This is a genomic window from Leifsonia sp. Ger2509, assembly GCF_055231915.1.
Map to the genome: position 1 here is coordinate 3,122,688 of NZ_JBUYVB010000003.1, position 18,574 is coordinate 3,141,261.

Consider the following 18,574-nt stretch of genomic DNA (forward strand, 5'->3'; position numbering starts at 1 on the left):
CTGCACCAGCGCCGCCAGTGGCCGAAAGGAGGGAAGCGACCCATGAAAGCACTCCGGGCGCGTCTTCGCCTCATCCCGGCGAGCGCTGACCAGGGGCTCACCCTCATCGAGGTGATGGTGGCGATGTTCATCTTCGCCCTCCTCGCCGTCGGCATCGCCTTCTCGCTCACCTCGTCCCTCGTGCTGACCCGCGACGCGAGCGCGCGGGAGGTCGCCGCCAACCTCGCGGCCTCCGACATCGACTCGGACCGCGCCGTCGCCGACGTGTTCACGGTGCAGGACATCCCCGTGGCCCCGGCGACCAAGCCTCCGGCGACCAAGGTCAACGGCCTCAACTTCTACGTCTGGCGCACCACGAACTGGGTGACCAGCACGAGCTCGACCGCCCAGTGCGGCGCTGACGCCTCCGGCGGAACCCTCCAGTACAAGCGTGTCAATGTGACGGTGACCTGGGATGGGATGCGCGCCACCACACCGCCGGTCCAGCAGGACACGCTCCTCGCCCCCAGTGGACGCCTCAACGACCCCACCCTGGGATCGATCCTCGTCCGAGTGAACGGTGTCGCCGGCAGCGGGACACCGAATGTCGCCGTCACCGCAACGATCTCCGGCGTCACTCCAAACACGGCGAAGGCTTTGACCGTAACGCCGTCGCCCACGGACGCCCAGGGCTGCAGCTACATCCTCAAGGTGACACCGGGCATCTACGACGTGACGATCTCGAAGGCCGGCTATATCTCCGACGACGAGCAGCTGACGAACGCGACCAAGTACACGGTCTCCGTCGGCGCGGGCGCCGCGGCGACCGCCGGTTTCCAGTTCGACCAGGCAGGCTCGTACACCGCCGTGTACGCCACCAACTTCGTCGGGACCTCCCACATCCCGACGAACATGGACACGACCTACTCGAACACGTACCTGAACTACGTGGCGCCGGCCTCGACGAATCCCATCCAGCTCCACCCCTACCTGGCGGGGTATCAGCTCATCGCCGGCAAGTACGCCGACCCCAAGACTCCGACCCTCTTCTGCAACTCGGTCGACCCGGAGCAGTGGCCCGACACCCAGGTCTCCGGTATCAACTACTCCGGCCAGCGCGGGAATCCGGTTGCACCGCTTCCGGGCCAGTCCGCGAGTGGCACGGTCGCGATGGGCGTCGCCAGCATCACATTCAAGAGCCCGAGCGGTACCTACCTGAATGCGGTGTCGCAGGCATCCGCGCCTGGAACCGGCGACCCCGGATGCGGGCTGCCGGTGACCTACACCTTCGGCACGGTCATGTCGACGACCGCGTCCAACACCTATGTCGTGGCCCTGCCGTTCGGGTCGTGGAAGTTCTACACGAGCACGACGGCCACGGGCACGACGAACAATGTGCCGGCGTCGGCGATCACCCTGAAGACCCGCGGTCCCGCGATCCCCGCGACCAACGTCGTGACCTTCGACCCACGAGTGGTGGTGCCGTGATGACGCGGACTACGCGGGCACGGGGAACGTTCCGGTCGGACTCGAGCGGACTCACGATCGTCGAGCTGATCGTGGCCATGGTCCTCGTCGGCCTGATGCTCACCATGATCGGCGGCCTGTTCGTCAGTACGACCAAGGGCATCACGATCGCCCGGAACCTCAGCCAGAACGCCAAGCAGGCGGCCAACGGGATGAACGAGATCGCGCGCGTGATCCGCGCCGGGACCGACAACCCCGTCGCCGGCCAGTCGCTGAACGACCCGGCGTTCGTGATCGCCACGAACGAGGCCGTGGTCATCTACGCCTACATCAACCTGGACTCGGCCGCACAGCAGCCGGTGATGATCCGGCTGTCGCTCAACACCGCGCGCCAGCTGGTCGAGAGCCGCTGGCCGGCGACCGCCCTGGCGAACGGCAACTGGAGCTTCCCGACCTGCTCCTCGGCGACGACCTGTTCGGTCGCACCCTCGACATCCCGCGTCCTCGCATCGTATGTCGCGCCCAACAGCGCCGTTCCCTGGCTCTTCACGTACCAGTTGAGCGACGGCACGCCGCTGACGGTCCCGGCGGGTGGGTTCACGGCGACCCAGCTGCGGACGATCGCCTCGGTCAAAGTGACGCTCAAGATCCAGACCAGCGTCACCGACGCGACCCGCTCCGTGACCCTCCAGAACACGGTCGGCATCCCCAACCTGGGTCTCACCAAGTCAGGAGGGTCCTGATGTTCTACGCATTCCTGAAGACCCGATTCGGCACGGGCGAGGACGGGATGGCGATCGCCACGGTCGTCGCGCTCGGCGCCGTGATGATCCTGCTCACCACGACCGCGATCACCTTCTCGCTGAGCGGCGTCGTCAAGGCGCGCACCGACCAGGACTGGAACGGTGCGATGGCGGCCGCCTACGCCGGCGTCGAGGAGTACGAGAGCAGGCTCTCGAACGACAACACGTACCAGCAATACGGCAACTCCGCCTCTGCCTTCAGCGCGGGAAGCACCCTGACCCTGCCGACCGGCGCGCAGACCAATCCGGCGTTCGGCCTGGGAAAGTCGGGTACGTGGGCGACCGTGCCGGTGGGCCCGGGCAAGACCCAGCTCGGCAGTTTCCGCTATGAAGTCGACAACTCGAAGTACGGATCGACCGGCGTGCTGCGCATCCGGTCGACCGGGCGGGTCGGCTCGGAGACGCGTACCGTCGTGGCGAACCTGAAACAGCAGGGGTTCATCGACTTCCTCTACTTCACCGACTACGAGATCCAGGACCCGGTGATCAGCGGCGACGACGCGGTCGCCTGCACCAAGTACGCCTGGGCCGGCCGGCCGACGTCGAACTGCGGCGACATCCAGTTCGCTCCCGGTGACGTCGTGAACGGACCGGTGCACTCGAACGACACGATCCGCTCCTGCAGCGCGACCTTCAACGGAACGGTGACGACGGCGGACAACATCGGCTCACCCATCAACGACCTCTGCACTCCGCTGACGACGTTCGCGGTGCCCGGGTACCCGAAGTACAGCCCGCAGGTGAGCATGCCGCCCACGAACACCCTGATGAAGAAGGAAGTCCGGTCGGACCTCACCGCCACGGATGTGCCGCGCCCCGGCTGCCTCTACACCGGCCCGACGACCATCACGTTCAACTCGGACGGCACGATGAACGTGCGGTCGCCGTGGACCAAGGCCACCCAGATCGCGGGATCGCCCGCGACGTCGGGGACCGCCCCGGCGACGTGCGGGTCGATCGCCCAACTGCAGTCGGCGACCGGCGTCAAGAACCTGACAGTGCCCGCGCAGAACCTCATCTACGTGCAGAACATCCCGTCGGTCTCCACCGACCCCAACTACTGGGCGCCGGGCACCTTCCCCGCGAGCCTCGCCTGCGCACTGAAGTCCGGCAAGGTCACCTGCTACGGGGGCGACGGCGTGACGTCGGGCAACGGGATCGGGTACCCGGTGAACAACGAGCTCGCCCCGACGTCGACCTCCTACGGCTACGCCAACGGCGACGCGTTCGTCCAGGGCCAGGAACACGCGGCTGTCACGATCGCGTCGGAGAACTACATCTACGTGACCGGTGACATCGCGTATCAGAACCCCAACGTGGACATCCTCGGTCTCGTCGCGACGAACGCGGTCTGGGTCTGGAACCCGATGAACTCCTCGAAGAATCCGATCTACTCGGCGAAGAACCGGCGCATCGACGCCGCGATCCTGTCCGTGGCGCACACGTTCCAGGTGCAGAACTACAGCATCGGCGGCGATCGCGGCACACTCACGATCAACGGGGCGATCGCCCAGAAGTTCCGCGGTCCCGTAGGCCTCACAGGCGGCGTGGGCTACCTGAAGAACTACGTCTACGACCAGCGGTTCCGCTACCTGGCGCCGCCCAAGTTCCTCTCTCCGGTGTCGACGACCTACGGCGTCAGCGTGCTCGTCGAGGTCAAGACCGCCTTCAAGTACGACGGGACGGCCCTGCCGTGATCGCCGCCGACTCCGCCCTGTGGATGGCGACGTTCGTCATCATCGTCTCCGGTGCCTTCGGACTGCTGATCGGCTCCTTCCTCAACGTCGTCGCGTACCGCGTGCCCGCCGGTCGCTCGATCGTCTCGCCGCCGAGCGCCTGCCCGAACTGCGGAAGCGAGATCAAGCCGTACGACAACATCCCGGTGCTGTCCTGGCTGGTGCTCCGCGGCAAGTGCCGAGGGTGCCGTGAGCCGATCTCGCTGAGGTACCCGCTCGTCGAAGCCGCCACCGGGCTCTTCTTCGGCGTCGTCGCGTGGAAGTTCTGGCCCGGCCTGTCGGCCGCGGGCATCATCGAACTCGTCGCATTCCTCTATCTCGCCGCCATCAGCGTGGTGCTCGCCCTGATCGACATCGACACGCACACCCTCCCCAACGCGATCGTCCTTCCCGCCTACGGTGTCGGCATCGCGCTGCTGGGCGCCGCGGGCATCCTGTCCGGCTCTTCGGATGCGCTGGTCGGCGCAGCGATCGGCGGCGCCGCGCTCTTCGCGCTCTATTTCGTCCTGGCCTTCGCCTATCCCGGTGGAATGGGTTTCGGCGACGTCAAGCTCGCCGGCGTGCTGGGCCTCTTCCTGGGATACCTCGGATGGGGACAGCTCATCGTCGGAGCGTTCGCGGCCTTCCTTCTGGGCGGCCTGTACGCGATCGCACTCGTCATCGCGCGCAGGGCCGGCCGCAAGTCGGGCATACCCTTCGGCCCGTGGATGCTCGGGGGCGCGTGGATCGGGATCTTCTTCGGCACGGCGGTCGGGAGCGCGTACCTGGCGCTCTTCGGGCTGGGCTGACAGGCACGCGGGAACAAAGGAGAACAGACATGGCATCGAGCGTCGTAGGAATCGACATCGGCAGCGCGACCCTGCGGGCGGTCGAGGTGGAGGGAGCCAACAAGGCGCGCCCCACGCTCATCCGTCATTACGAGGTTCCCCTGCCCGAAGGGGCCGTCAGCCGCGGAGAGGTGCTGGAACCGAACACCGTGGCGTCGTCGCTCAAGCATCTCTGGTCGCAGGGAGGTTTCAAGAGCAAGAACGTCGTGCTCGGGATGGGCAACCAGCGTGTCCTCGCCCGCGACCTGAGCGTTCCCAAGATGTCGCGCGAGCGCATCCGCGAAACGCTCCCCTTCCATGTCCAGGACATGCTCCCGGTCCCCGTCGCGGACGCCCTCCTAGACTTCTATCCCGTCTCGGAGACGGTGACAGAGACCGGCCCGATGGTCCACGGCCTTCTCGTCGCGGCAGTCAAGGATGTCGTCCTCGGCAACGTCCGCGCCACGCAGCTCGCGGGACTCACCACGGTCGACGTCGACCTCATCCCCTTCGCGCTGAGCCGGGTGCTCGTCGGCCGGCCGAAGCTCGCGGGCACGGTGGCACTGATCGACATCGGGGCGAACACCACCAGCGTCGTGATCGCCAAGAACGGAGTGCCGCAGTTCGTCCGCATCATCCCGACCGGTGGCGCCGACCTGACGCAGGCGCTCCGCACCGGCCTCGAGATCGAGTTCGAGCAGGCGGAGAGCATGAAACGGTCGATCGGGCTCGCGCGCCAGGTCAACTCGCTCGAAGAGCAGCGCGCGGTGGAGATCATCTACCAGGTGACGAGCGAACTCCTCACCAGCCTGCGCAACACCATCAACTACTTCGTGAACACCCGGCCGGACGAGCCGGTTCTCGAGATCGTCGCTACCGGCGGTGGCGCGTTCCTTCCGGGACTGACGGATGCGCTGAGCGAGATGTCTCGCCTGCCCGTCGTCTTCGGCGACCCGTTCGCGACGGTCGCGCTCTCGCGCAGCCTGAGCGCGGACAACCTCCGTCTCAACCGCTCGGCGCTCGCAGTAGCGCTCGGCCTCGCCCTGGGGAGTGCAGCATGAGCCTCACACTGAAGCGTCCCATCTCGATCGAGGACGAACTGGAGGCGCCGGACCCGTCGGCGAAGAAGTCGAAGCCGAAGGCGGGCGACAAGACGCGGGGGCCGAAGGACACTCGCCCCCGGGTCCACGAGTCACTCGTCGTCGGCGGCGAGCCGCGGGTCGATCTCCTCCCGCCCGAGGTCCGGGCACAGCGCAAGGCGAAGGGAACCCGACGCCGTCTCGGATTCGCCATCCTCGGCGTCGTCGTGATCGTCGCGGGCGCGATCGCCGGCGCTGCCGCACTCGCAGTCAACTCGCAGAACGCTTTGCTCACTGCCCAGGCGGAGACCGGCTCGATCCTGGCCCAGCAGAAGCAGTACGTGCAGGTCCGCCAGGTGCAGGACCAAGTCGTTCTCACGCAGGCCGGGCAGCAGGTGGGTGCGTCCACCGAGATCGACTGGCAGGCTTACCTCACGAAGGTCCAGGCCACTCTGCCGGCGAACGTCACCATCGACACCGTGACGGTCGACTCCGCGTCGCCGATCGCCCTGTTCGAGCAGTCGACGGCACCCCTCCAGGGCGCGCGGGTGGCGACAATCAGCTTCGCGGCGAAGAGCCCGACGCTTCCCCAGGTCCCGGCATGGCTCACGGCGCTGGCCACGCTGCCAGGATTCGCGGATGCGGTCCCCGGCTCGGTCACGCTCGACACGACCACGAACATCTACACGGTGAACATCACCATGCACATCAACGACGCGGCATACGACCACCGCTTCGGCCCCAAGGAGAAGTGATCATGGACAGGAACAGGCTCTGGATCATCGGCGCCGCGGTCGTCATGATCGCGATCGCCGCACTCGGTTGGGTCGTCGGCGTGCAGCCGCAGCTCGACGCCGCCGCCGCGTCCGACCAGCAGCGGGCGACCGTCGACGCGACAAATGCGACGAACATGGCGACGCTCGCCGCGCTGAAGCGTGATTATGCCAAGCTGCCCGACCTCCAGGACCAGCTCGCGGGACTCAGCAAGTCCATCCCGACGGACGGGCAGATGCCCGCCCTTGTCACTGAGCTCAACGCTCTGGCAGCTGCGCATGGTGTGACGCTCGTCGGGATCACGGTCTCGGACGCACAGGCGTACAAGCCGGTGGCGCCCCCCGTGGTGCAGACGCCGGCCCCGGCGGCGGGATCCGGCGCGACCCCCACTCCGACGCCCACGCCTGCCGCGGGAGCGACCCCGGCTCCCACCGCGCCCGGCGCGCCCGTGGCCGGTGTGCCGCCGGTGACCAACCCGCTGATCACGGCGGACAACTTCGCCGCGATCCCGGTAGGGGTGGATGTGGTTGGTCCGTACGCGAACGTGCTCGCCTTCGTGAAGGGCGTCCAGACCGGCGACCGGCTGTTCCTCGTGACGAGCCTCTCGACCTCCACGTCGCCCGCGGTACCGGGGGTCGACGGCAAGATCGCGGGCCTCATCTACAGCCTCGTCCCGGCGACAGACGCCTCCGCCACGAAGTAGGCGTCGCCCCCACACCCCGGTACGCCCTCCGGCCCATCCGGGCACCCCGTTGCTATGGTTGCACCAGAGTGACGGATGCCCGGGTGGGCTGATCGAGGAGTGACACCATGAGCAACACGACCCCTGAGTCACCGAACCCTGCCGCACCGAAGGATGAGGATGTCGAGGCCGGTTCGTCCGTGAGCGACGCGGACGTCGCGAACCCGCCGTCGAGTCCCGTGTCGGCGCGCGGTCACGTGAACGCTCCGGAGTCGGCCGCAGCCGCGACGGAGGCGGACGAGCCCGCTGCGAGCGAGCCGGTCACCGCCGCCGCACCCGACGCGTCTGCCGCACCCGTCGCCGCATCCACTCCGGCCCCGGTAGCCGCGCCCGAACCTGCAGCCGCCGCGAGCGACGAGGACGTCGCCGCTGCCGTCGCCCGTTCGACCGCAGACACCGGCGACGTCGCAGACGAGCGTGTCGCCGCCTACGACGACACCGCCGTCACCACCGCCTACGCGGCGACCCCTTCCGCCGAACCGACCTGGGCGCCCGAGCCGCCGGCCGTCGCGGGCGACGCTGTCGCCGGCTCCGCAGTTGCAGGCTCCGCTGCACCGGCCGCCTATGCAGCCACCGCCACACCGATCTACGTAACGGCCCCCGTACGGCCCAAGAAGAAGAGCAACCGCGGGTTCGGCATCCTGATCGCCCTCGCGGGAACCGTGGTCTTCGCCCTCGTCTACGCGGGCGTCGCCGCCATCATCGCAGCGACGGGCTACCCGGCGTCGCACGTGGTCGACGAACTGGTCAACTCGTTCATCGCCACGTGGCGGTTCTGGATCCCCGTCATCTTCTTCTTCGTCGCCATGGTCCTCCTGGTCCAGATCCTGAACCGGGCCGGCTGGTGGGCGTACATCATCGGCGGCTTCGTCGTCGCAGCGGTGACCTACTTCGGTTATGTGGGCGGCGTGCTCCTCCAGGTCAAGGCCTGGGAGCACACACCGCAGGAGGTCGGAACCCTGCTGAACGTCGTCTGGTACAGCGCCCCCGCGATCTGGGCCGCCGTCGTCGCCCGCGAGGTCTCGATCTGGACCGGACTGTGGCTCGCGGTGCGCGGTCGCAGGCTCAAGGCGAAGAACCTCGAGGCCCAGGCCGAGTACGACCGCGCGATCGCTGCCGGTCCGCGCGCGACCCAGAACGGCTACGCAGCGGGAGCCTAGGCAACTGATGTCGGCGCGCCATGCGTGAGGACCGGAACTACGCGACCGTCGTCGCCTTCTTCGCCGCGTTCCTGTACCTCGCCGTCCTCGTCGCGGCGTTCGGCCTGATCAGCCTCTACTGGAACATCGAGGTCATCGACGTCGCGGATGCGGGACCGCTCGTCGGTCCCGTGATGGTCGGATGCGCGACACTCGCCGTCCTCATCTGCCTCGTTGTCAGGGGTCGCAGCGTGCCCGCGGACGAGCAGCGGATCGCCCCGCTCTCCGCGCTCCTCGTCGGTGTCATCGCCTACGTGGTCTTCGTCCTCGGCGGCGGGATCGCATACGCGGTCGGTGGCGGCGAGCCCCTCGGCTTCCTCACCTTCTCCTTCCACATGTTCGCATCGTGGTTCTCGGTGGCGACGGGAATCGCCGGCGCTCTCGTCGCGTTCGTCTACCAGTTGGTGCTGGTCGGCCGGTTCCAGCAGAAGGGCAGGCCGCGCTGGCCCTGGGAGCACGACGACGACGAATAGGCGGGGGAATGCCGGGAGACCCCTGTGCGTTGTGCTCAGAGGTGCGGTTCATTTGACCGGGAACCACCCCGCAAGCTAGTATTTTTCGGGTGTGTGCTTTGTCACGCGCTCGTGTGGTGCCCGAAAACATCCGGTCCTGAACCGGCTGAGGCGGAAACCCCGAGCGGTTGGCTCGTACCCATCCATGTTGGGCGTTCATCAAGCCCCCACGGCATATCAACCACGAATCAGAATTCATTCTGCGCCGCCGGTTGGTCAGCCCAGAACCCCGACACGCCAGATCACCGGCGTGAAGTCGTTCGAAGCAGAAGCAGCACCTGTCACCGTGCAGTTCATTTACAAGGAGAAGTTCAGTGCCAACCATTCAGCAGTTGGTTCGGAAGGGCCGCAGCCCCAAGGTCACGAAGACCAAGGCTCCCGCCCTGAAGTCCAACCCCCAGCAGCGCGGCGTGTGCACCCGCGTCTACACGACCACCCCGAAGAAGCCGAACTCGGCTCTGCGCAAGGTCGCTCGTGTGAAGCTGTCCAACGGCACCGAGGTCACCGCCTACATCCCGGGCGAGGGCCACAACCTGCAGGAGCACTCGATGGTGCTCGTCCGCGGCGGTCGTGTCAAGGACCTCCCGGGTGTTCGTTACAAGATCGTCCGTGGCGCACTGGACACCCAGGCCGTCAAGAACCGCAAGCAGGCTCGCAGCCGTTACGGCGCGAAGATGGAGAAGAAGTAATGCCTCGCAAGGGTCCAGCCCCGAAGCGTCCCGTTGTCGCCGACCCCGTCTACGGTGCACCGATCGTCAGCCAGCTCGTCAACAAGATCCTGCTCGACGGCAAGAAGGGCCTCGCTGAGCGCATCGTCTACGACGCGCTCGAAGGCGTCGCTGCCAAGAACGGCCAGGATGCCGTCGCCACGCTCAAGAAGGCGCTCGACAACGTGCGCCCCACGCTCGAGGTCCGCAGCCGCCGCGTCGGCGGTTCGACCTACCAGGTTCCGGTCGAGGTCAAGCCTCACCGTGCCAACACCCTCGCGCTCCGCTGGCTGACCAGCTACGCCAAGGGCCGTCGTGAGAAGACGATGACCGAGCGCCTCACCAACGAGATCCTGGATGCGTCCAACGGTCTCGGTGCGGCCGTGAAGCGTCGTGAAGACACGCACAAGATGGCCGAGTCGAACAAGGCGTTCGCGCACTACCGCTGGTAACAGCCCGTACCGATCGGATGGTGTGGAGCAGTCGCTCTGCACCATCCGGCCGGCCATGTACCAATATCTATATTTCGGAGGAAACCTGTGGCACAGGACGTGCTCACCGACCTGAACAAGGTCCGCAACATCGGCATCATGGCGCACATCGATGCCGGCAAGACCACCACGACAGAGCGCATCCTGTTCTACACGGGTATCACCCACAAGATCGGTGAAGTCCACGACGGCGCTGCGACGATGGACTGGATGGCGCAGGAGCAGGAGCGCGGCATCACGATCACGTCGGCCGCGACGACATGTTTCTGGAACAAGAACCAGATCAACATCATCGACACCCCGGGTCACGTCGACTTCACGGTCGAGGTGGAGCGTTCGCTCCGCGTGCTCGACGGTGCCGTCGCCGTCTTCGACGGCAAGGAGGGCGTCGAGCCCCAGTCCGAGACCGTCTGGCGTCAGGCCGACAAGTACGACGTTCCCCGCATCTGCTTCGTCAACAAGATGGACAAGCTGGGCGCCGACTTCTACTTCACCGTCGACACCATCGTCAACCGCCTCGGCGCGAAGCCGCTGGTCATCCAGCTCCCGATCGGCGCCGAGTCGTCGTTCGAGGGCGTCGTCGACCTGGTCGAGATGCGCGCACTCACCTGGCGCGGTGACTCAAAGGGTGACGTCCAGATGGGCGCCAAGTACGAGATCGAAGAGATCCCGGCCGACATGCTCGAAAAGGCTGAGGAGTACCGCCACAAGCTGCTCGAGACCGTCGCCGAGTCCGACGACGCCCTGCTCGAGAAGTACTTCTCCGGCGAGGAGCTCACGGTCGCAGAGATCAAGGGCGCCATCCGCAAGATGACGGTCAACAGCGAGCTCTACCCGGTGCTCTGCGGTTCCGCGTTCAAGAACCGTGGCGTCCAGCCGATGCTCGACGCGGTCATCGACTACCTGCCGTCGCCGCTCGACGTCCCCGCCATCGAGGCGCACGACGTCCGCGACGAGGAGAAGATCATCCTCCGTCACGCCGACGCCACCGAGCCGTTCGCGGCCCTGGCGTTCAAGGTCGCGGTCCACCCCTTCTTCGGTCGCCTCACCTACGTGCGCGTCTACTCGGGTCACCTCGACTCTGGAGCCCAGGTCATCAACTCGACCAAGGGCAAGAAGGAGCGCATCGGCAAGATCTTCCAGATGCACGCCAACAAGGAGAACCCGGTCGAGTCCGTGACCGCCGGCCACATCTACGCGGTCATCGGCCTCAAGGACACGACCACGGGTGACACCCTGTGCGACCCGAACAACCAGGTCGTCCTCGAGTCGATGACGTTCCCCGAGCCCGTCATCGAGGTCGCGATCGAGCCGAAGACCAAGGCCGACCAGGAGAAGCTGGGCACCGCGATCCAGAAGCTGGCCGAAGAGGACCCGACGTTCCGCACTGAGCAGAACCAGGAGACCGGTCAGACGGTCATCAAGGGAATGGGCGAGCTCCACCTCGACATCCTGGTCGACCGCATGAAGCGTGAATTCAACGTCGAGGCGAACGTCGGTAAGCCGCAGGTGGCTTACCGCGAGACGATCCGCCGCACGGTCGAGAAGCACGACTACACGCACAAGAAGCAGACGGGTGGATCCGGCCAGTTCGCGAAGATCCAGATCTCCATCGAACCGATGGAGGTCACGGCCGAGAAGTCGTACGAGTTCGAGAACAAGGTGACCGGTGGTCGCGTTCCTCGCGAGTACATCCCGTCGGTCGACGCGGGCATCCAGGATGCGCTCCAGGTGGGTGTCCTCGCGGGCTACCCGATGGTGGGCGTCAAGGCCACCCTGCTCGACGGTGCTGCGCACGACGTCGACTCTTCGGAGATGGCGTTCAAGATCGCTGGATCGATGGGCTTCAAGGAGGCCGCTCGCAAGGCGAACCCGGTTCTGCTCGAGCCGCTCATGTCCGTCGAGGTCCGCACCCCTGAGGAATACATGGGTGATGTCATCGGCGACCTGAACTCGCGTCGCGGTCAGATCCAGTCCATGGAGGATGCGAGCGGTGTCAAGGTGATCCGCGCTCACGTCCCGCTGTCGGAGATGTTCGGCTACATCGGTGACCTGAGGTCGAAGACCTCGGGCCGCGCCGTGTACTCGATGACGTTCGAGAGCTACGCGGAGGTCCCGAAGGCTGTGGCCGACGAGATCGTCCAGAAGAACAAGGGCGAATAGCCTGCTGACCTGGGGTTCGGTACGCGAGTTTGCTCGCGTACCGAAACCTCAAGTCGACCAAGTAACATAGGTAAACAATCCCGTAGCGCTGCCGGTCGAAAACCGTCGACCGGGGTTTCTACATGAGAGTCCTGAGGAGGACCCAGTGGCTAAGGCCAAGTTCGAGCGGACCAAGCCGCACGTCAACATCGGAACGATCGGTCACGTCGACCACGGAAAGACCACGCTCACCGCGGCGATCTCGAAGGTGCTTGCTGACAAGTACCCGTCGGCGACCAATGTGCAGCGCGACTTCGCGTCGATCGACTCCGCTCCCGAAGAGCGCCAGCGCGGTATCACGATCAACATCTCGCACGTCGAGTACGAGACCCCGAAGCGCCACTACGCGCACGTTGACGCCCCTGGGCACGCCGACTACATCAAGAACATGATCACCGGTGCCGCACAGATGGACGGCGCGATCCTCGTTGTCGCCGCCACCGACGGCCCGATGGCCCAGACCCGTGAGCACGTTCTGCTCGCCAAGCAGGTCGGCGTCCCCTACCTGCTCGTCGCGCTGAACAAGGCCGACATGGTCGACGACGAGGAGATCCTGGAGCTCGTCGAGCTCGAGGTCCGCGAGCTGCTCTCCAGCCAGGACTTCGACGGTGACAACGCTCCTGTCGTGCGCGTCTCGGGCCTCAAGGCTCTCGAGGGCGACGAGAAGTGGACCCAGAGCATCCTCGACCTCATGGAGGCCGTCGACGAGTCCATCCCCGACCCGATCCGCGACAAGGACAAGCCGTTCCTGATGCCGATCGAGGACGTCTTCACGATCACCGGTCGTGGAACCGTCGTCACGGGCCGCGCCGAGCGTGGAACCCTCGCCATCAACTCCGAGGTCGAGATCGTCGGCATCCGCCCGACGCAGAAGACCACGGTCACCGGTATCGAGATGTTCCACAAGCAGCTCGACGAGGCATGGGCCGGCGAGAACTGTGGTCTGCTTCTCCGTGGCACCAAGCGCGAAGACGTCGAGCGCGGCCAGGTCGTCGTGAAGCCGGGTTCGGTCACGCCGCACACCGACTTCGAGGGCACCGCCTACATCCTGTCCAAGGATGAGGGTGGCCGTCACAACCCGTTCTACGCGAACTACCGTCCGCAGTTCTACTTCCGCACCACGGACGTCACCGGCGTCATCACGCTGCCTGAGGGCACCGAGATGGTCATGCCCGGCGACACCACGGACATGACTGTGGCGCTCATCCAGCCGATCGCTCTCGAAGAGGGCCTCGGCTTCGCGATCCGCGAGGGTGGCCGCACGGTCGGCGCCGGTACGGTGACGAAGATCGTCAAGTAAGTCCGCTTACTGATCCGGAGGGGTCGAGCCGAAAGGCTCGGCCCCTCTTTCGTTGTCCGGAGCCACCCGATCGGGGATCACTCGGAGTGGGACTCGAAAAAAGATGAAAGAATCTCAATAAACACCGACTTTGGCAATAACTCGGGCGTAAACTGATAAAACCTCAACATTTGAGGGGTGACATCGCGTACCGCCAAGGGGGTCCCGACCATGCGAAGTCAGCGCATCACAACCGCGCCATCAGAACCGTCGAAGAAGCGTGCTCGTAGCCGGTTGTTCGCCGGCACCAATCCGTTCGCATCCTGGACAGCCCGTCTCGGCGTCCCGCTCGTCGTCGTCGCCCTCATGTTCGCCGGGGTCTCGTCGCCGGCCAACGCGGATGAGGCCACGCCGACCACGGACCCCGCCGCAACGAGCGCACCGGCGGCAACGCCGCCCACCGACTCCGCTACACCGCCCGCCGATTCCAGCACGCAGCCGGCCCCCGCACCCGCCGATCCGACGCCGCCCGCGGATCCGCCTGCCGTGACACCGCCGGCGCCTGCGCCGCCTGCCCCGGCACCGGCAGCTACTGACACTGCGCCGAGCTCGTCCGCTCCCACCTCGAGCCCGGCCCCGCAGCCGGCGACGACCCAGTCGGACTCAACACCACCGTCGGATCCGCCCGTGGCCCCGCCGGCACCCGCCGCCCACGCTGCGGTCACCGCGCCGCTGGCGCCGACGACGCCGCCGACCTGGGACGTTTCGAAGACCAGTGACCCGCCCAGCGGTTCTGCAGTGATGCCCGGCCAGACGATCAACTACGTGATCACGGTCACGAACACCGGCGGAACCCTGCCGAGCTCGCTCACCATCACGGACCACCTCAACCAGGCCTTCACCCACGCCGCGTTCACGGGCACGCTGGATGCCTCCACGGGCTCGGCGTCCTTCGTGGGCACCGACCTCGTCTGGACGCTTTCGTCGTTCGCAGGCCCGCAGACGCTTAAGTACTCGCTGATCGTCGACCAGAACGCGTTCAACGCCGACATCCACAACGTCCTCGTCGTCCCGACGGGCGGCACCTGTGTCTCGACCTGCACGACCGACAACTACACGCCGCATTTCACTCTGCAGAAGTCCTCGGACCCCGCGAGCGGATCGACCGTCGACCCGGGCCAGACCGTCACTTACACGCTGACCGCCCACAACAACTCGCAGGCTCTCATGAGCGGCGCGACCGCGGTCGACAACCTGACGGGCGTGCTCGGTGCGGCCACCCTCGTGACGCCGCTCCCCGTCGGCGACACCTTCAACCCGATCACCGACAGGCTGACCTGGGCGATCCCCGACCTTGCGCCGGGAGCCACGGCGACTGTGAGCTACACCGTCGTGGTGGGAGCGAACTCGGCCGGGCTGACGCTGACGAATGTCATCACGCCCGGCGCAGGTGGGTCGTGTCTTGTCGATTCGTCGGGCAACGGGGGATCCAATGGACCGCCTACGACGTGCATGAGCACGCTGCGGGTCAACCAGCCGCGTGAGGTTCCGCACTGGATCCTGACGAAGACCTCCGACCCGGTCAGCGGTTCGGTGGTCGATCCCGGGCAGACGATCGCATACACCCTGACCGCGACGAACGACTCCACCGTCACTGTCATCGGAGCCACTGCGAGCGACGACCTGACGAACGTGCTGAACCACGCCGCGCTCACCGGGTCGCTGCCTCCGGGCCTCGTGCTCGACGCATCCGGAACGTCGCTGACCTGGACCATCCCCACGCTCGCACCCGGCGCTTCGGCGTCCGTCACCTTCTCCGTGAAGGTCGATGCGGATGCGGCGAACGTCTCCATCGACAACGTCGCCATCCCGGGTAGTGGAGGAAGCTGCCCGCCTGTCGACACAGAGGGCGCATCGTGCACGACGACGCACCATGTGCCCGAGATCGACCTGAGCATCGTGAAGACCCACACAAGCGCTGAGGGCGGTGTCGTGGACTCCGGCAAGGGGGACATCCTCACCTACACGCTCACGGTGGGCAACGCGGGCCCGGATGCTGCAACAAGCGTCGTCGTCACTGACACCATCCCAGCTGGACTGACTTTCGTCTCCGGTTCGGCGGTCATGCCCGCCGGCTGGACGGTCGACGTCACCAACGGTGTCGTGACGGCGCACCACCCGACGGCGTTCGCCTCGGGTGCCACCGCCGCGATCACGTTCCAGGTGACCGTCGGCGTCCTCGACCGCTCCGGTCCGACCGTGCCGTTCCCCGACATCGTGAACTCGACGTGCGTCACAGCGACGGAGCACGACTCCGACCTAACGAACAACTGCTCGACCGACAAGACGCCCGTCAAGTCGATCGCCGTGAACGTCCAGTCCCTGTGCGTGAACGACGCGCCGCTCGTCTCATACTCGGTCACCCCGAACCATGTGAGCGGAACGCCGACGATCGCCCTCATCTGGTGGACGGCGGATGCGTACGCGCACCGTGACACGTCCATCGCCGCGGCTGACCAGGCGGCACTGCTCGCCGACGGGGCATCCCAGGTCGACTACATCCCCGTACCATCCGGGTGGGTGAACGGCCAGACCATCTCCGGAACGCAGCTGTGGCCGGGAGCCGGCGTTGACGCATCCGGACGCGGTGACGCGTGGCCCGGCTGGCGGCAGCTCTCCGACGGGACGTGGGTCCTCGACCCAGCCGCACCCTTCTACAACATCCGCAACGGAGCAGTCGTCGAGGTGAGGATCAACCCGACGACAGCATCCACCGTCGCGTACCCGCCGCCCTCGACGCACTGCACGCCCACGAACGCGACGCCTCCGACGACGACGGCCGGCAACACGCTGGCCTCGACAGGATCGGACATCACGGGCCCGCTGATCACCGGGGGACTGCTGCTCAGCCTCGGCGCTGCGATGCTGATGCTGGTGCGCCGTCGCCGCCCCGGACACGCCGAATGAAGCTGAGACTTCGTCGGAAGCCTTTACCCGGCGGGTGGATGGCTTCACAATGAAAGGACCGTCTCATTCGAACGGTACCGCCGACGAGAGGAGTGCGTATGGGTATCCATCACCTCGCAAACCAGGCCAAAGACTTCATGAGCGAGAGCGCGGAGAGTACGAGCGGTACATCCCTCGACGCCGCGTCGGGCGCCCGGAACTAGGTCTATCGGCACCTGTTCGAAGACCCTTGTTCGATTGCGCTTACGAAGGTTCGTGAGTCTGTCGGCAACCAATCAAAATGCTCGCGGCCGCGCGAGGGGTCGCTGGAGCTGACGGGGTCGGGCACTGAGCCCGGCCCCGTTCTTCGTGCCTGCTGGGCCGCATTGCCCACCAAGGGATGCGCGCGAAGCACGCTGAAAGACGGGCCAGCGACGACACGCCGGGCGCGACACGCCCGGGTTGCAGATAGGGCGATACTGTGGCAAACTCGTCTAGTTCAACATTTCGTGACGGGTGTGCCAACGTGCGCTCCGAACGGATCACTGCCAGGCAGTGCATAGCCCCTCGCAAGGTCGTTCATTCGATCGGCGGGAGAAGGTTAGGCCGCGGGCAGCAGGACAAAGCTTAATCGACCTCCAACGAAGACATGGATGATCCATGTCTTCGGTTCGGCGACACGCCCGAGCGCGGGGGTCGGTCTCCTGGAGAGACGCGAAACCGCAGGGTTCCTCGTCGCCCCGGGGGAATTGACAGAAGAACAGTGGTGCCGCGGAAGTAGTGCCCAGCGTTTTCGTACGCAACCGCGTCCAATGCGACCGAAAGGTCGTAAGACGCCTTGAAAGAGAGTGAGTCAGACATGGCGGGACAGAAGATCCGCATTCGGCTTAAGTCATACGACCACGAGGTCATCGACACGTCGGCGCGCAAGATCGTCGACACCGTGACCCGTGCGGGCGCGACCGTCGTCGGCCCGGTGCCGCTTCCGACCGAGAAGAACGTGGTGTGCGTCATCCGTTCGCCCCACAAGTACAAGGACAGCCGGGAGCACTTCGAAATGCGCACCCACAAGCGTCTGATCGACATCATCGACCCGACGCCCAAGGCCGTCGACTCGCTCATGCGACTCGACCTGCCGGCAGACGTCAACATCGAGATCAAGCTCTGAGCTGGATAGGGACGAAGAACTCCATGTCTAACACTGAGACCAAGACCGTGAAGGGACTGCTGGGCAAGAAGCTCGGCATGACCCAGGTGTGGGACGAGAACAACAAGCTCATCCCCGTCACCGTCATCGAGATCACGCCCAACGTCGTGACGCAGATCCGCACCCCCGAGGTCGACGGCTACAACGCTGTTCAGATCGCGTACGGCCAGATCGACCCCCGCAAGGTGAACAAGCCGGCCGCCGGCCACTTCGACAAGGCAGGCGTCACGCCCCGCCGTCACCTCACCGAGATCCGCACCGCCGATGCCGCTGACTTCAGCGCCGGCCAGGAGCTCACCATCGATGGGACCTTCGAGGCGGGCCAGCTGGTCGACGTCGTCGGGACCTCGAAGGGCAAGGGCTTCGCGGGTGTCATGAAGCGCCACAACTTCAAGGGTGTCTCTTCTTCGCACGGTTCGCACCGCAACCACCGCAAGCCGGGCTCCATCGGCGCCTCCTCGACCCCGAGCCGTGTCTTCAAGGGCATGCGCATGGCCGGTCGCATGGGTGGCGAGCGCGTCACCGTCCTGAACCTCAAGGTCCAGGCCGTCGACGCCGAGAAGGGCCTGCTGCTGGTCAAGGGCGCCGTTCCCGGCGCACGCGGCCGCATCGTATTCGTTCGCAACGCAGTGAAGGGGGCCTAGT

The 18,574-nt window shown here is 66.1% G+C and carries 17 protein-coding genes; 16 read left to right on the forward strand and 1 reads right to left on the reverse strand.

Annotated features, from left to right (window positions below):
- Positions 1-42 precede the first annotated feature (42 nt).
- The 13 genes from ACV7NN_RS15060 (at position 43) to tuf (ending at position 13,797) form a co-directional block, all read left to right on the forward strand.
- Positions 43-1,467: a prepilin-type N-terminal cleavage/methylation domain-containing protein gene (locus ACV7NN_RS15060; protein ID WP_463350384.1), complete on the forward strand. Its 1,425-nt coding sequence runs from the start codon at positions 43-45 to the stop codon at positions 1,465-1,467.
- The gene (locus ACV7NN_RS15065) at positions 1,467-2,189 is read left to right on the forward strand and encodes a PilW family protein (RefSeq protein ID WP_463350385.1); all 723 of its coding nucleotides are present in this window, start codon (positions 1,467-1,469) and stop codon (positions 2,187-2,189) included. Before ACV7NN_RS15060 ends, ACV7NN_RS15065 begins: the two co-directional genes overlap by 1 nt.
- Positions 2,189-3,946 (forward strand): hypothetical protein, encoded by a 1,758-nt coding sequence (locus ACV7NN_RS15070; RefSeq protein ID WP_463350386.1) that lies wholly within the window; start codon positions 2,189-2,191, stop codon positions 3,944-3,946. The genes ACV7NN_RS15065 and ACV7NN_RS15070 overlap by 1 nt, the downstream gene beginning before the upstream one ends.
- 23 nt (positions 3,947-3,969) lie before the next feature.
- Positions 3,970-4,773, forward strand: a complete 804-nt coding sequence (locus ACV7NN_RS15075; RefSeq protein WP_463351307.1) for a prepilin peptidase — start codon at positions 3,970-3,972, stop codon at positions 4,771-4,773.
- Positions 4,774-4,802: 29 nt separating this feature from the next.
- Positions 4,803-5,852 (forward strand): type IV pilus assembly protein PilM, encoded by a 1,050-nt coding sequence (gene pilM, locus ACV7NN_RS15080; RefSeq protein ID WP_463350387.1) that lies wholly within the window; start codon positions 4,803-4,805, stop codon positions 5,850-5,852.
- Positions 5,849-6,625, forward strand: a complete 777-nt coding sequence (locus ACV7NN_RS15085) for a hypothetical protein (protein WP_463350388.1) — start codon at positions 5,849-5,851, stop codon at positions 6,623-6,625. The genes pilM and ACV7NN_RS15085 overlap by 4 nt, the downstream gene beginning before the upstream one ends.
- Positions 6,626-6,627: 2 nt before the next feature.
- The gene (locus ACV7NN_RS15090; RefSeq protein WP_463350389.1) at positions 6,628-7,347 is read left to right on the forward strand and encodes a hypothetical protein; all 720 of its coding nucleotides are present in this window, start codon (positions 6,628-6,630) and stop codon (positions 7,345-7,347) included.
- Positions 7,348-7,454: 107 nt separating this feature from the next.
- Complete coding sequence (locus tag ACV7NN_RS15095; RefSeq protein WP_463350390.1) at positions 7,455-8,546, forward strand: Asp23/Gls24 family envelope stress response protein; 1,092 nt, start codon at positions 7,455-7,457, stop codon at positions 8,544-8,546.
- A gap of 20 nt (positions 8,547-8,566) precedes the next feature.
- Positions 8,567-9,058, forward strand: coding sequence for a DUF6121 family protein (locus tag ACV7NN_RS15100; protein WP_463350391.1), 492 nt, complete (start codon positions 8,567-8,569; stop codon positions 9,056-9,058).
- Between the two features lie 353 nt (positions 9,059-9,411).
- Positions 9,412-9,786 (forward strand): 30S ribosomal protein S12, encoded by a 375-nt coding sequence (gene rpsL, locus ACV7NN_RS15105; protein WP_055811472.1) that lies wholly within the window; start codon positions 9,412-9,414, stop codon positions 9,784-9,786.
- Positions 9,786-10,256, forward strand: a complete 471-nt coding sequence (rpsG, locus tag ACV7NN_RS15110) for a 30S ribosomal protein S7 (protein ID WP_163287610.1) — start codon at positions 9,786-9,788, stop codon at positions 10,254-10,256. Before rpsL ends, rpsG begins: the two co-directional genes overlap by 1 nt.
- Positions 10,257-10,343: 87 nt before the next feature.
- Positions 10,344-12,458: an elongation factor G gene (gene fusA, locus ACV7NN_RS15115; RefSeq protein ID WP_463350392.1), complete on the forward strand. Its 2,115-nt coding sequence runs from the start codon at positions 10,344-10,346 to the stop codon at positions 12,456-12,458.
- 145 nt (positions 12,459-12,603) lie between these two features.
- A complete protein-coding gene (gene tuf, locus ACV7NN_RS15120; RefSeq protein ID WP_463350393.1) occupies positions 12,604-13,797 on the forward strand; it encodes an elongation factor Tu in 1,194 nt (397 codons plus the stop codon).
- A 218-nt stretch (positions 13,798-14,015) separates the two neighbouring features.
- On the opposite strand, the gene ACV7NN_RS15125 is transcribed toward tuf, so the two are convergent.
- The gene (locus ACV7NN_RS15125; RefSeq protein WP_463350394.1) at positions 14,016-14,597 is read right to left on the reverse strand and encodes a hypothetical protein; all 582 of its coding nucleotides are present in this window, start codon (positions 14,595-14,597) and stop codon (positions 14,016-14,018) included.
- Here ACV7NN_RS15125 and ACV7NN_RS15130 point away from each other — a divergent pair.
- From ACV7NN_RS15130 to rplC, 3 genes are all read left to right on the forward strand, one after another.
- A complete protein-coding gene (locus tag ACV7NN_RS15130) occupies positions 14,578-16,743 on the forward strand; it encodes a DUF7927 domain-containing protein (RefSeq protein ID WP_463350395.1) in 2,166 nt (721 codons plus the stop codon). The two genes, ACV7NN_RS15125 and ACV7NN_RS15130, sit on opposite strands and share 20 nt — an antisense overlap.
- Before the next feature lie 838 nt (positions 16,744-17,581).
- On the forward strand, positions 17,582-17,890 hold the full coding sequence (gene rpsJ / locus ACV7NN_RS15135; protein WP_005050520.1) for a 30S ribosomal protein S10: 309 nt from the start codon (positions 17,582-17,584) through the stop codon (positions 17,888-17,890).
- A gap of 23 nt (positions 17,891-17,913) precedes the next feature.
- Positions 17,914-18,573 carry a 50S ribosomal protein L3 gene (gene rplC / locus ACV7NN_RS15140; protein WP_463350396.1) on the forward strand — a complete coding sequence of 220 codons (660 nt, stop codon included), beginning with the start codon at positions 17,914-17,916 and terminating at the stop codon, positions 18,571-18,573.
- Position 18,574 lies beyond the last annotated feature (1 nt).